Source organism: Rhodothermales bacterium (assembly GCA_041391505.1).
GTDB lineage: Bacteria > Bacteroidota > Rhodothermia > Rhodothermales > JAHQVL01 > JAWKNW01.
Map to the genome: position 1 here is coordinate 55,226 of JAWKNW010000029.1, position 13,266 is coordinate 68,491.

General features: G+C 65.9%; 12 protein-coding genes. 5 read left to right on the forward strand and 7 right to left on the reverse strand.

Features of this window, described 5'->3' with window-relative positions:
- Nucleotides 1–40: 40 nt before the first annotated feature.
- Nucleotides 41–1,234 carry a divalent metal cation transporter gene (locus tag R2834_20890; protein MEZ4702802.1) on the reverse strand — a complete coding sequence of 398 codons (1,194 nt, stop codon included), beginning with the start codon at nucleotides 1,232–1,234 and terminating at the stop codon, nucleotides 41–43.
- 264 nt (nucleotides 1,235–1,498) lie between these two features.
- Here R2834_20890 and R2834_20895 point away from each other — a divergent pair, with 264 nt between their 5' ends.
- Nucleotides 1,499–4,177, forward strand: coding sequence for a PQQ-dependent sugar dehydrogenase (locus R2834_20895; protein MEZ4702803.1), 2,679 nt, complete (start codon nucleotides 1,499–1,501; stop codon nucleotides 4,175–4,177).
- A 126-nt stretch (nucleotides 4,178–4,303) separates the two neighbouring features.
- On the opposite strand, the gene R2834_20900 is transcribed toward R2834_20895, so the two are convergent.
- Together R2834_20900 and R2834_20905 are read right to left on the reverse strand one after the other, a co-directional pair.
- The gene (locus tag R2834_20900) at nucleotides 4,304–5,479 is read right to left on the reverse strand and encodes a 2-oxoacid:ferredoxin oxidoreductase subunit beta (protein MEZ4702804.1); all 1,176 of its coding nucleotides are present in this window, start codon (nucleotides 5,477–5,479) and stop codon (nucleotides 4,304–4,306) included.
- Between the two features lie 43 nt (nucleotides 5,480–5,522).
- Nucleotides 5,523–7,388 (reverse strand): 2-oxoacid:acceptor oxidoreductase subunit alpha, encoded by a 1,866-nt coding sequence (locus tag R2834_20905; GenBank protein ID MEZ4702805.1) that lies wholly within the window; start codon nucleotides 7,386–7,388, stop codon nucleotides 5,523–5,525.
- Nucleotides 7,389–7,652: 264 nt separating this feature from the next.
- Between R2834_20905 and apaG the strand changes: the two genes are divergently transcribed.
- Complete coding sequence (gene apaG, locus R2834_20910) at nucleotides 7,653–8,036, forward strand: Co2+/Mg2+ efflux protein ApaG (protein MEZ4702806.1); 384 nt, start codon at nucleotides 7,653–7,655, stop codon at nucleotides 8,034–8,036.
- Between the two features lie 8 nt (nucleotides 8,037–8,044).
- Here the strand turns inward: apaG and R2834_20915 are convergent, their stop codons facing one another.
- Nucleotides 8,045–8,305 carry a hypothetical protein gene (locus tag R2834_20915; GenBank protein ID MEZ4702807.1) on the reverse strand — a complete coding sequence of 87 codons (261 nt, stop codon included), beginning with the start codon at nucleotides 8,303–8,305 and terminating at the stop codon, nucleotides 8,045–8,047.
- A 229-nt stretch (nucleotides 8,306–8,534) separates the two neighbouring features.
- Here R2834_20915 and R2834_20920 point away from each other — a divergent pair, with 229 nt between their 5' ends.
- Together R2834_20920 and R2834_20925 are read left to right on the forward strand one after the other, a co-directional pair.
- Nucleotides 8,535–9,329, forward strand: coding sequence for a thymidylate synthase (locus R2834_20920; protein MEZ4702808.1), 795 nt, complete (start codon nucleotides 8,535–8,537; stop codon nucleotides 9,327–9,329).
- A 26-nt stretch (nucleotides 9,330–9,355) separates the two neighbouring features.
- Nucleotides 9,356–9,862: a dihydrofolate reductase gene (locus R2834_20925; GenBank protein ID MEZ4702809.1), complete on the forward strand. Its 507-nt coding sequence runs from the start codon at nucleotides 9,356–9,358 to the stop codon at nucleotides 9,860–9,862.
- Here R2834_20925 and R2834_20930 read toward each other — a convergent pair.
- Both R2834_20930 and R2834_20935 read right to left on the reverse strand, forming a co-directional pair.
- Complete coding sequence (locus R2834_20930; protein ID MEZ4702810.1) at nucleotides 9,837–10,790, reverse strand: phosphotriesterase-related protein; 954 nt, start codon at nucleotides 10,788–10,790, stop codon at nucleotides 9,837–9,839. The genes R2834_20925 and R2834_20930 overlap by 26 nt on opposite strands.
- A gap of 5 nt (nucleotides 10,791–10,795) precedes the next feature.
- Nucleotides 10,796–11,803 carry a cobalamin-independent methionine synthase II family protein gene (locus R2834_20935; GenBank protein ID MEZ4702811.1) on the reverse strand — a complete coding sequence of 336 codons (1,008 nt, stop codon included), beginning with the start codon at nucleotides 11,801–11,803 and terminating at the stop codon, nucleotides 10,796–10,798.
- 202 nt (nucleotides 11,804–12,005) lie between these two features.
- Between R2834_20935 and R2834_20940 the strand changes: the two genes are divergently transcribed.
- Nucleotides 12,006–12,464, forward strand: coding sequence for a response regulator (locus R2834_20940; GenBank protein ID MEZ4702812.1), 459 nt, complete (start codon nucleotides 12,006–12,008; stop codon nucleotides 12,462–12,464).
- A 47-nt stretch (nucleotides 12,465–12,511) separates the two neighbouring features.
- On the opposite strand, the gene R2834_20945 is transcribed toward R2834_20940, so the two are convergent.
- The coding region (locus R2834_20945; GenBank protein ID MEZ4702813.1) for an FAD-dependent oxidoreductase at nucleotides 12,512–13,266 on the reverse strand (755 nt) is incomplete at its 5' end.

Sequence of the window (13,266 nt, forward strand, 5' to 3'; positions counted from 1 at the left end):
TTTCATAACCCTGCAACCTTCAACCTGAAACCATGAACCCTCAAATCGCCCCCCAGACCCACCACAGCGTGCGCGCGCCGAGGCCGGCGCAGACGAGGGTGATCCCGACGCCGAGCGCCAGGTACCAGCGCGGCAGCCGGACCTCCTGCTGCCGGTAGGCCAGGTACACGACGAACGCCGCGATCAGGGGCAACAGCAACCCGTTGGCCGCCTGCGCCGCGACGATGACGGCGAGGGGAGAGAAGCCGGTGAGGTTAAACAGGAGCCCCACGACGACGACCGACAGCCACACGGCCGTCGCGCGGGGATCGCGGGGGTCGTCCGGCCAGCCGAACAGCTCGCGGATGCCGGCCGCGGCCGCGAGCGGCGCCGTCACGGCGGACGTCAGCCCGGCAGCGAGGAGGCCGGCGCCGAAGAGGTAGGGCGCGGCACCGCCGAGCGCGGGCTCAAGCAGCGCGGCCAGGTCCGCCACCTGACTCACCGTCCCGCCTTCGCCGGCCAGCGTCGCGCCGGCGACGAGGATCGCAAACGAAATCAGGCCGCCGACGGGAATGAACAGCGCCATCCCCAGCAGTTCGCCCCGCCATGCCGCGCGCGGCGATTCGCCGGCCCAGTACGCGCGCGCCGCGCTCGGGTGCAGGAAGAGGTTGTAGGTGACGATCGTCGTCCCGACGAGCGCGACCGCGACGAGCGGGCTCGCTTCCGGCAGCGCGGGCTGCAGCAGGCCGGCCAGGGCGCTCCCCCAGTCGACCGGCGCCAGCGCGAGCGTCGCCAGGAACGTGAGGCTCATGCCGCCCACGCAGACCGCCAGGATCTGGATGAGGAGCCGCATCCGGAGCCGTAGCAACAAGCCGGCCACAAGCGCGCAGCCACCCACCAGCCATCGCATATCGCCTTCCAGGCCCAGCATCGCCTGAACGCCGGCGGCGGCGCCGACCAGGTTGCCCGTTTCGAACGCCGCGCAACCGATCCAGAGTCCCAGAACGATCAGCGCCGTCGTCGCCCAGCGCTTCGCCGGCGTGTCGGCGGCTTCGCGCAGCGCTTCCCCCAGTCCCTTGCCGGCGAGGATGCCCGTGCCGGCGGTATACGACTGGAGGACGAACACCGCCACGGTGGCAAACAGCAGCACCCAGCCGAGATCGTACCCGAACCCGAGACCGGCCGTCGCGCAGGTGAGGACGGTGCCCGGGCCGATAAAGGCGGCGACGACGAGCGAGGAGGTGCCGAGTTTCATGCGATGCGGGAATGGGGCGAGGACGGAGGAAAGATAGCCGTCGCCTTTACATCGTTTGCAAGTTTTTTCAAGCTCTTAATGACTTTGACCCCATTTTGCCGCATCCTACAGGGTTATCACCCGCGAGCGGCGCGCGCGTCGCTCATGAGATTCGACCGCATAACGCTCCCCACGAGCACCTGACGTATGAAACCTACCGTTTTCGCGCCAGCCGTCCTCTGCCTTCTCCTGATCGGCTGTACGGCTTCAACCCCAGAACGGCCCATGTCGACCGATCGGCCGGACGACAACCGCTTCACGCCGGTTGTCCTCACCGAGGGACCCACCATGGACGAGCCGATGGCCTTCGAGGTGACCCGGGACGGCGCCGTCTTTTTCATCGAGCGCAAGGGCGGCCTCAAACGATTCGACCCGGCGACGAAAACCGTCAGCCTGGTGGCCACCATCCCCGTGAACACCAAATACACGAACGCCCAGGGGAACGTCCGCGAGGCGGAAGAAGGGCTGGTGGGGATGACGCTCCATCCGAGCTTCCCACAGAAACCCTGGATCTACATGCTCTACGCGGATCCGGCCGAGCCCAAACACGTGCTCGCGCGGTGGGACTACCGGAACGGCAAGCTCGACGACGCCTCGAAGAAGATCCTGCTCGACTATCCCGTGCAGCGCGAGGAGTGCTGCCACACGGGCGGCGGCATGGCCTGGGACAAGGCCGGCAACCTCTTCATGACCATCGGCAACAACACCGCGAACGTGATCCAGTCGCAGACGGACGAGCGCCCCGGCCGCAGCAGCTGGGACGACCAGCGCGGTGCGGCGAACACGAACGACCTCCGCGGGAAAATCATCCGCATCCACCCCGAGGACGACGGCTCGTACACCATCCCCGATGGCAACCTCTTCCCGCCCGGCACCCCGCAGACGCGCCCGGAGATCTACACGATGGGCCACCGCAATACATGGCGCGTGTCGATCGACAGCAAGACGGGCTACATCTACTGGGGGGAAGTGGGCCCCGACGCCTCCCAGGATTCCGAACTCGGCCCGCGCGGCTACGACGAACTCAACCAGGCCAAGGCGCCCGGATTCTTCGGCTGGCCGTACTTCATCGGCGAAAACCACGCCTTCCCGTTCTACGACTTCGTGGCGGACAAGGCCCTGGCGCCGAAGGACCCGCTCAAGCCGATGAACACCTCGGTGAACAACACCGGGCTCCAGGAGCTGCCGCCGGCCCAGCCGGCGTTCATCTCGTATCCCTACGGCGTCTCCGAGCGCTTCCCGGAAGTCGGCACCGGCGGTCGCTCCGCCACCGGCGGCCCCATCTACCACCGGTCGGACTTCCCCGACGCCGCGCGCCCCTGGCCGGCGTACTTCGAGGGCAAATGGATCGCGGCGGATCTGGCGCGCGGCTGGATCATGCTCATCACGATGGATGAGAACAGCGACTACGTGTCGATGGAGCGTTTCCTGCCCGACTACAAGCCGGCGGAGATCATCGACATCAAGTTCGGGCCGGATGGCGACCTCTACATCCTCGAATACGGCAGCCGCTGGTTCGCCGACAGCGAGGACGACAAGCTCGTCCGCATCGAATACAACTCGGGCAACCGCACGCCGGTCGCGATCGCCAGCGCCTCCACCGCCGGCGGGAAGGTGCCCTTCGACCTGACCCTCTCGGCTGACGGATCCACCGACGCCGACGGCGACGCGCTCACGTACCGCTGGGAAGTCAAGCCCGAAGCCGGCGGCGCCGCGCGCACCTTCGACACTCCGTCCCCGACCGTTACGTTCGACCAGGAGGGCGCCTACGTGGCCACCCTCACGGTGACCGACCCCACGGGCGCGACCAACTCCCGGTCCGTCTCGATCCTCGCTGGCAACGAGCCGCCGCAGATCGACATCAAGCTGGCCGGCAACACGAGCTTCTTCTTCCCCAACAAGCCGATCGACTACACCGTCACGGCCAGCGATGCGGAGGACGGCATGATCGACGCCACCCAGGTGGCGGTGAGCATCGACTATGTATCCCACGGCTTCGACTACGCCGAAGTGATCCAGGGGCATCGGAGCGTCGACGCTACGACCCGCTTCGCCGTGGCGAAAGCCCTCATAGACGCGAGCGACTGCGCCGTGTGCCACCAGGTCGATGTCCGCTCGGCCGGCCCCGCCTTCGTTGAAATCGCCGAAAAATACGCCGGCGACACGAAGGCCCGGGAACGGCTGGCCGCCAAGGTCCGCGCGGGCGGCGGCGGGGTATGGGGAGAGATCGTTATGCCGGCGCACCCGGGCCTCTCCTCGAACGACGCGCTGACGATCGTCGACTACATCCTGCACGTCAAGGACAAGACGATCCGGACGCTCCCGCTGTCGGACAAATACACGCTGTCGATCCCTGGAGACGATGACGGCCGCGGCACGGTGCTCGTGCGGGCGGCCTATACGGACCGCGGCGCCGGCGATGTCGGGTCGCAGACGGCGGACAAGACCATCATCCTCAAGAGCCCTGTCCTCGACCCCGGCGACGCGCAGGTGATCGAGGGCGCCCGGAAGGCCGTGGGCAGCCGCGGCGCCGGCCCGACCAATGTCCAGCCCAACAAGAACGGCTACATCGGGTTCGAGGGCGTGGATCTGACCGGCGTATCGCGCATCGACCTCAACGCCCAGGCGCAGAGCCGCACAGGCACGGTGGGCGGAACGGTCGAGCTGCGCCTCGACGGACCGACCGGCCCGCTCGTGGGTCAGGCCGAGGTGCCGGTGACGGAATTCGGTTCGGCGCCCCGCCGACGGCCACGGCGATCCAGCAGGCCGGCGGCCAGGCTCCGCCACCGCCGCCGCGCCGACGCGGCCCCCAGCTCACCGAGGTCGCCCTGCAGGCCACGACCGGCGTGCACGACCTGTATCTGGTCTTCAAGAACGACGCAGCGCGCGACATCGACCCGCTGATGAACCTCACCGGCGTGACGCTGGTGGCGGAATAAAAAAGTGTGGGAGTATGAGGGTATGGGAGTTTAAATCGACTCCCGCACTCCCATACTCCCACTTCCATACCCCATCGGGGCATAACGCCAGCTACTTCACTTCCCAGGTATCGCCCGCATTGAGCAGGGCTTCGAGATCGCCCTTGCCGCGGGTCTCGACGATCTGGGAAAGCTGCTGGTGCAGCATTTCCTCGTACGTCGGCCGCTCCACCCTGTAGAACACGCCAAACGGCCGCGGCATATCCTCGTGCCAGAACATCTGGCCGGCGATGCCGGCGAGTTCGCGGCTGGTTTCGTCGTACGTGAGGCAGTCGGATGCCGACCACTTCCCGCCTTCCAGGTCGATCACTTCCGGCTTGAAGCCGTCGAGCCGGATGCCCTGCTTGCCGTTGTCGAACAGCATCGGCTTGCCGTGTTCGATGAAGATGGCGCGCTCGGGCTTGGTCGCCTTCTCGGTAAACTGGAAGAAGGCGCCGTCGTTGAAGATGTTGCAGTTCTGGTAGATCTCGCAGAACGACGCGCCGCGGTGCTCGTGCGCGCGTTTGAGGATCTCCTTCATGTGATTCGGGTCGCGGTCCATGGTGCGCGCGACGAAGGTCGAGTCCGCCCCGAGCGCTACGGCCACCGGATTAAACGGATGGTCGATCGAGCCGTACGGTGTGCTCTTCGTCACCTTGCCCTGTTCGGACGTCGGGCTGTACTGGCCCTTGGTCAGTCCGTAGATCTGGTTGTTGAAGAGCAGCAGCTGGACGTTGACGTTGCGGCGCAGGATGTGGATCAGGTGGTTGCCGCCGATCGACAGCGAGTCGCCATCGCCGGTGATGATCCACACGTCAAGGTCGGGCCGGCTGACCTTGAGGCCCGTCGCCACCGCCGGCGCGCGGCCGTGGATCGAGTGCATCCCGTAGGTATTCATGTAGTACGGGAAGCGGCTCGAGCAGCCGATGCCGCTGATGAAAACGATCTTCTCGCGCGGTACGCCGAGTTCCGGCATCAGGCGCTGGACGGTAGCCAGGATGGCGTAGTCGCCGCAGCCAGGGCACCAGCGGACGTCCTGGTTCGTCTCGAAATCCTTTCGGGTGAGCCCGGGCGTGCCGTCGCCGCCGTCGCCGCTAAAGCCGGGAGGCAGTTTGGGGCCGCCGGCCGGCGCGCCGGCGCCCGGAGGCAGCGTCGGTTGCTTCGCGCCCGGAGGCAGCGTAGGCTTCTTTTGAGCGCCGGGTGGCAACGTCGGTTTGCGGGGTTGCTGGGAATCTTGCTGATCGTGCATGGCGATTCGAACTGACGATTCGTGACGCGTGGCGTGCCGGGCGTCAGCCCAGCACCTCGTCCACTTTGGCATTAATCTCGGATGCCTTGAAGGGCATACCCTTGATCTTGTTGAGCGGAAGGAACGGCAGCAGGTACTTGTCGCGGAGAATCCGCACCAGCTGGCCGTTATTCAGCTCGGGAACGATGAGATGGCGGTAGCGCGCGAAGATCGCGGGCAGGTCCGTCGGCAATGGATTGATGTGGCGCAGATGCAGGCTGCCCACGGTCTGTCCCTTCTGCCGCGCGCGGTCCACCGCCAGTTCGATCGCGCCGCGCGTCGAACCCCATCCCACGATGAGGACGTCGCCCGACGCATCGCCGTAGACGGTCGATGCCGGCAGATCCAGCGCGACGCGGTCCACTTTCTCCTGCCGGAGCTTCACCATGTACTCGTGGTTGGCCGGATCGTAGGAGACGTTGCCCGTCACGTTCTGCTTTTCGAGCCCGCCGAGGCGGTGTTCCAGCCCCGCGGTGCCGGGGCGCGCCCACGGACGCGCCAGCGTCTTTTCGTTGCGCTGATACGGCAGGAAGACGTCCTCATCCTCGACCTTGCCGTTGGGCTTGTCGATGAAGCCCGGATCGATCGGCTGCAGCGACGCCACATCCGGCACGAGCCAGGGCGCGGAGCCGTTGGCGAGGTAGCCGTCCGACAGCAGCATGACCGGCGTGCGGTAGGTCACCGCGATCCGGCAGGCCTCGAACGCCGCATAGAAGCAGTCGCCCGGCGTGCTCGCCGCGACGATCGGCATCGGCGCCTCGCCGTTGCGGCCGTACATCGCCATGAGCAGGTCGCTCTGTTCGGTCTTGGTCGGCAGCCCGGTCGAGGGGCCGCCGCGCTGGACGTTGATGACGACCATCGGCAGCTCGGTCATGATGCCGAGGCCCAGCGTTTCGCTCTTGAGCGCGATGCCCGGACCGCTGCTCGCCGTCACGCCCAGCACGCCCGAAAAGCTCGCGCCCAGCGCGGCGCACGCCGCGGCGATTTCATCTTCGGCCTGGTAGGTCATCACGCCGAAGTTTTTGTAGCGGCTCAGCTCGTGGAGCATGTCCGACGCCGGCGTGATCGGGTACGCGCCATAGAAGATCGGCAACCCGCTCTTCTGGCTCGCCGCCACGATCCCCAGCGCCAGCGCCTGGGCGCCCTGGATGGCGCGGTACCGGCCCGGCTTCAGCTTGGCGGGGCTCACTTCGTAGCGGATGACGAACTCCTCCGTCGTCTCGCCATAGTGGAAGCCTTTTTTCAGGAGGTTCAGGTTGGCCTCCAGAATCTGCGGCTTCTTGCCGAATTTTTTGGTGATCCACTCGATCGCCGGCTGCATCGGACGCGAGAAGAGCCACAGGCTCAACCCGAGGGCGAACATGTTCTTGGATCGATCGATCTCCTTGGTGTTCAGCCCCGAATCCTTCAGCGTCTCCCGCGTGAGGGTGGTCAGCGGCACCTGGATCAAGCGGTAGCCTTCGAGCGACCCGTTCTCGAGCGGATTCTCCTTCAGGCCGGCGAGTTCGAGATCGCGTTGCGTAAACGACTCGCTGTTGACGATCACGGTGCCGCCCGGCCGCATGCGCATCAGGTTGACGGAGAGCGCCGCCGGGTTCATCGCCACGAGGAGGTCGACCTCGTCACCGGGCGTCCGGATGCTCACCGAACCGAAATGGAGCTGGAATCCGCTGACGCCGTACGTCGTCCCGACGGGAGCGCGGATCTCGGCGGGGAAATCGGGAAGGGTTGCCAGGTCGTTCTGGGCGAACGCGGTGGCCAGGGTAAACTGGGAGCCGGTGAGCTGCATCCCGTCGCCGGAGTCGCCGGCAAAAAGGACGGTAGCCTCGGAGAGCGACTCGACGGTTTTCTCGGGAGAAGGAACGCTCATAGGTTACTGCGCGAATGGTTGAACGAGCGCGTACTGAGTGCAAAGGGTGTAGTACTGCAATGTCGTTACGAAGAGTACGGACACGGCAGCCTATTTGGTAGGTAACGCCAATAAAATCTCTGAATCTGCATCTAAGCTTCAAAAAGGGTACAGGCATCCCCTTCAGGATGCCCTGAACGCCGAGAACAAAGCCCTTCTCCTCGTCGTAGTGAAGCGAATGCGGCGCCGCGCCGGCGCCGGACCCTTCCCATTATCCGCCGCGCCATGACCCCATACCGGGCCACTACCGAAGGCATCGAGATCACGGTCCGCCCCGTCTATCTGGATCGGGAATCGGACATCATCTCCAAGCGATTCGTCTTCGCCTACTTCATCCGCATCGAGAACCATTCCCTCGAGGATGTACAACTGCTGCGCCGGCACTGGTTCATCCGTGAATCGAGCGGTCATGTGCAGGAGGTGGAAGGCGAGGGCGTCGTGGGCGAACAGCCGGTCCTCGAACCGGGCAAGGTACACGAGTACAACAGCTTCTGCGTGTTGACCTCGTTCGAAGGCACGATGGAGGGCACCTACCTCATGCAACGCGCCAGCGGCGAACGGTTTCGCGTCACGATCCCGATGTTCAATCTCCGCGCCGCGGCGAATTGAGCCCCCGGCTACATGCGCTGCACGCTGATGATGCAGTCAGCCGTTTTTAACTCGATCGCCGTGTTGTCATCCACCAGCCGGTACGCTTCGATCGCCGCCGGCAGCAGCTCGCGCGGCGTCTGCATCTGGAAAAGCGTATCAGCCACGACGTACCAGTCTTCGGTCGTCAAATGCACTTCCGCCTCCCCGTTCTCGGTCACGAACGGCGCGTAGTTGAGCACCTTTTTCAGGTGGTTGATGCCCTGTTTCTGGTGGAGCGATGGGTCCATGGCGGGTTGCAGGTTACAGGTTGCAGGTTTAATGTCCGGGTTGCACAACGGCTTCGGCTTGACGTTCCTCTGCTTGTTGTTCTTTTTGTATCTTGCCGGCGTCGCGCCTGAGATCCTTCGAGCCGGCCGTCTTCCAGAACCTGCCAACCTGAGATCCTTCGAGACGGCCGGCGTTCGCCGCAGCCTCTCAGGACAAGTCTGCCAACCTGTAACCTGCCAACCTGTAACCTTGTACCAATACCTCGACCTCCTCCGCCATGTAAAAGCGAACGGCGTCCGCAAGGAAGACCGGACGGGCACCGGAACGATCAGTGTCTTCGGGTACCAGATGCGGTTCGACCTCCAGGCCGGCTTCCCGCTCCTCACGACCAAAAAGGTGTTCTTCAAGGGACTGGCGTACGAGATGCTCTGGTTTCTGCAGGGTGCGACCAACATCCAGTACCTGACCGACCACGGCGTCACCATCTGGAACGAATGGGCCGACGCCGAGGGCAACCTGGGGCCGGTCTACGGCAAGCAGTGGCGCGCCTGGCGGGCGGCGGACGGGCGGGAGATCGACCAGATCGCCGGCGTCATCGACGCGATCCGGAAAAACCCGGACTCGCGCCGCATCATCGTCAATGCCTGGAATGTGGGCGAAATCGATCAGATGGCGCTGCCGCCCTGCCACATGTTCTACCAGTTTTATGTGGCGAATGGCCGGCTCTCGTGCTCCCTCTACATCCGCTCGAACGACCTCTTCCTGGGCGCCCCGTTCAACATCGCCGAGTACGCCCTGCTCACCCACATGATCGCCCAGCAGTGCGACCTCGACGTCGGCGAACTCGTCTACACCATCGGCGACGCCCACATCTATACGAACCATCTGGATCAGGTGGACGAGCAGCTCGCGCGCGAACCGTTACCGCTGCCGAAACTGGTCATCAAACGGAAACCGCCCTCGATCTTTGACTACCGGTACGAGGATTTCGAGGTCGTCGACTACCGCCACCACCCCCCCATCAAGGCCCCGGTGGCCGTCTAGCGCCCCCCGCCAACCCCGATCGACCCGTGCCCAGACCTGAAATCGTCCTGATCGCCGCCGTCGCCGAATCCAACCGGGTCATCGGCAAGGGGCTCGAATTGCCCTGGCACATCTCGGAGGACCTCAAGCACTTCAAGCAGCATACGCTGGGCAAGCCGCTGGTCATGGGCCGGCGGACCTTCGAGTCGCTCGTCCACCAGTTCAATGGCCCCCTCAAAAACCGCCGCAACATCGTGCTGACCTCCCGCGGCGCGATCGACGGGTTTCCGGACATCGAGACGTACCCGTCCGCCGAGGCCATGCTGACCGCGCTCAAGGCCGAGCCGGTCATCTATATCGGCGGCGGCGGCGACGTCTACGCCTACTTCCTCCCGATGGCCGACCGGCTGGAGCTCACGCTCGTGGAGGGCGACTACGCCGGCGATGCCTTCTTCCCGCCGTTCGAGCACCTCGTCGGGCGCGAGTTCGAGATCGAGGAGGAGCGGCCGCGCGACGGCTACCGGTTCGTCACGTACCGGCGGATTCGGGGGTAGAGAGGGGGATAAACCCGAGCGCCCGCGCCGGGTTGTGTACCAGCAGATCGCGGATCAGCGCCTCGGACGCGCCGGCCTCGCGGAGCCACGGCACAAACCGCCACAGGATGTACGTAAACCCCGGCCCGCCGCCGTACGCCGGCCAGTACGAACGCCGCGCCAGATCGCCCGAGAGCAGGAGCTGCCCCCCGAACCCCTCCGAGGCCAGCGCCAGGATCGCGTCGATCCGCGCCCGATCCGGGTAGTACTTCTCCTTGCTGATCTGATCGATGCCGAGAAACGCGCCCGTCGCGGCCACCTCCCGCAGGTAGTCCATTTCCAGCTTGCGGTCCATATGCCCGATGATGACGCGCCGGGGATCGGCGCCCTCCTCGCGAAGGAGGGCGACCTGTTCGAGCGCCATCGTGCCGGCCTCGGTGTGCGTGGAGATCGGCGCGCCGGTGATGGCCTGGGCCCGCGCCGCGGCACGCAGCATCTTTTCGCCGCAGTCGGACACCGCGTGGAGGGTCGTCGCCGCCTTGATCACGCCGGCGCGGACGTCCGTCCCGTCGATCCCCGCGGTCACCTCGCGGACATACAGCGCCACGAGTTCGTCCACCGAGCGAGGATCCACCCACGGCCGCGAAAAGGTATCCTTGTTGAACCCCGTGGCGCAGACGATGTGCACGCCGGTAGCATCGGAGACGCGCCGCAGCCCGGCGGCGTCGCGCTGGTAGTCCGGGGTCGACATGTCCACGAGCGCCCGGCCGCCGGCCTCGCGGAACCACCCCACCTCCCGCAGCGCCGCCGCCTCGTCGTCCAGCCGGAAATCCGTCGCCGCCATGCCGGCCGGGGGCGCGCCGAACACATGCTCGTGCGGATAACAGACGCCGAGGCGATCGGCCGGAATGTCGCCGGCCACGGTTCTCACGATGGGATGGGCGGGCATGGCGTCTACAACCCGGCGTTGACGATCCGCGTGCCCGCAACCATCGCGTTCATCTTCGCGCGGGCCGCCCAGCGGGCGGTCTGGCTGAAGCCGCAGTCGGGCGTCACGGTGAGGCGCTCCGCCGGCACGTAAGCGAGGGTCTTGCGGATGCGGTCCGCCACGATCTCGGGCGTCTCGATGAAATAGTTCTTGACGTCGACGAGCCCCGCCGCGACGTCCTTGCCGGCCTCGACGATGGCGGCGCACACGTCGATTTCCGCCATCTCGCGGTTGGCGAACTCGATGGCGAACTCATCCACCTTCAGATCGAGGATCGCCGGGAAGATCGGGGCGAACGTGCGATTCGCCACCGGCCGGCCGATGTAGTTGCCGAAACAGAGATGGACGCTGATCCGCGCGTCGACGCCCTCCAGCATGCCGTTGAACAGGTCGATAAAGGCCCTGGGCGCGTCCTTGTGCACGGCGGCGGAGGGCTCGTCGAGCTGGATAAAGTCGACCCCGGCCGCCACGAGCGCCTTCAGCTCGCGGTTGATGAGTTCGGCGAACCGGTGCGCGACCGCCATCCGGTCCGGATAGACGGCGCCGGGCATGATCCGGCCGGCGAGCGTGTACGGCCCCGGAACGGGCACCTTGAGGGGCCGGGTCGTGCGGGTGCTGGCGTACCGGTATTCGGCCACGAGGCCCAGGCCGTTCGGCGCGTCGAACGCTTCGTGCGCCTCGTAGCGCTCGCGCTGGTCGTGCCCGCCGGGCCCGAGCCGGCGCAGCGGGGGCAATTCGGTGAGCCCGGTGAGGCGACCGTAAAAGTCGGCGGTAAAAAATCCGAGCCGCCGCATCTCGCCGTCGCTCAGGATGTCGATGCCCGCCTCCTCCTGCTCGCGGAGCGCCAGGTCGACCGCGTCGTTGAGCGTCTCCTCGATGTCCTTCGGGCCATACTGCCCGCTCTGCATGGCGTCGACGGCCGTGATGAACCACGAGGGCCAGGCATAACTGCCAATCACACTTGTTTTGATCATACGTTTACTGCGCTGTATTGGGGATGGCGCCCGCGGGCGCCGCGTAAGGTACTTATTTACCGCCTGCGTATCGCGCGCGGACGGCGGGTTGCATCATGAAAACCGATACGGTAAAATGCCGTCCGCTCCGCATCGGGCGCCGGCGTGATGAATAGCATGCTGGGTACCCGTCTGTCAATCGCCATTCCGGACACCAGGCCGTTTGCACAATCGCCCATCCATATCGCGTCAACCGCGGATCCTCCTCGCGGAAGACAACGAGGTCAACCAGAAAGTCGCGCTGCGCATGCTCGAGCGGCTGGGTTACGGGGCGGATCTCGTGGTCAACGGCATCGAAGTGCTCAAAGCCCTCGAACATACGGCCTACGACATCATTCTGATGGACCTGCACATGCCCCTGATGGGCGGCGTCGAAGCCACCACGGAAGTGCGGAAGCGACCCTTTTCCCGGCAGCCCGTCATCGTGGCGCTTACGGCGAGCGCGACAAACTCCGACCGCGAGCAGTGTCTCCACGCCGGCATGGACGACTACCTCAGCAAGCCGATCAACATGCAGGTGCTGCGCGACACGATCCTGCTGCATACGCCCTCGTTCCCGCCCGTCGTGCCGCAACGCCCGACGCCGGGCTCCCGCACCAGCTCCTCGAGCCTGCCCGATTGACGAACCGGCCACGGGACGTTGAACCGACCGATTTGACAGGGGCTGCGTCATAGGACGGCTCCGAGTTCGGCGAGCCGTTCGCGCAGTCGCGCCACATCCACATCTTCCGGCAAGCGATCCGCCCGCACACAGTGCGCAGCTGCGACGCCGGCGGCCTGCCCCATGGCCATGCATTGCCCCATGCTCCGCACCGAGGCGTGGGCGTCGTGATCCGCCGACAGGCACCGCCCCGCCACCAGCAATCCGCCGACATCGCGCGGCACCAGGCACCGGTACGGGATGTCGTAGGTCCGGCCCGCGGGCAGGTATTCCCAGCGCGTGTCGCCGCCGGCGTGGTGTTCCTCGATCGGCGCGCCGCAGCGGGCGATGGCGTCGTCGAACGAACGGGCGCCGAGGACATCGGCCCGGGTCAGCCGGTAGGCGCCGTGGATCCGCCGCGTCTCGCGGACGCCGATCTGGTGGCTCAGGCCCGCCAGGGTGGCCTTTTCGTAGCCGGGCACGCAATCCACCAGAAAACCGGCATAGGCCATGGCCTGTCGCCGGCCTTCGATTTCCGCGCGGGTGAGCTGCATGGCATCCGTGGCGTCGATGTCGCCGACACGGGTCATGTTCGTCGCCATCACCCCGTCGACCGGCGTGATGTGGATGCTGCCCTCCTTGCGGGGCAGCGCGTAACGCCCCGTCGCGATCGCGGCGGCCATGCGTTCGTGCAGCTCCTTTTTCGATACGCCGCGCGCGCGCTCCATGTCGACGTTGATCATCTTGAACGTCGTCGTGAGCGATTGGACGGGTCCATCCTCCG

Bases quoted from the DNA above. Each gene is read 5' to 3' on its own strand.
- R2834_20890 (MEZ4702802.1), bottom strand. From the start codon at position 1,234: ATGAAACTCGGCACCTCCTCGCTCGTCGTCGCCGCCTTTATCGGCCCG.
- R2834_20895 (MEZ4702803.1), top strand. From the start codon at position 1,499: ATGTCGACCGATCGGCCGGACGACAACCGCTTCACGCCGGTTGTCCTC.
- R2834_20900 (MEZ4702804.1), bottom strand. From the start codon at position 5,479: ATGCACGATCAGCAAGATTCCCAGCAACCCCGCAAACCGACGTTGCCA.
- R2834_20905 (MEZ4702805.1), bottom strand. From the start codon at position 7,388: ATGAGCGTTCCTTCTCCCGAGAAAACCGTCGAGTCGCTCTCCGAGGCT.
- apaG (MEZ4702806.1), top strand. From the start codon at position 7,653: ATGACCCCATACCGGGCCACTACCGAAGGCATCGAGATCACGGTCCGC.
- R2834_20915 (MEZ4702807.1), bottom strand. From the start codon at position 8,305: ATGGACCCATCGCTCCACCAGAAACAGGGCATCAACCACCTGAAAAAG.
- R2834_20930 (MEZ4702810.1), bottom strand. From the start codon at position 10,790: ATGCCCGCCCATCCCATCGTGAGAACCGTGGCCGGCGACATTCCGGCC.
- R2834_20935 (MEZ4702811.1), bottom strand. From the start codon at position 11,803: ATGATCAAAACAAGTGTGATTGGCAGTTATGCCTGGCCCTCGTGGTTC.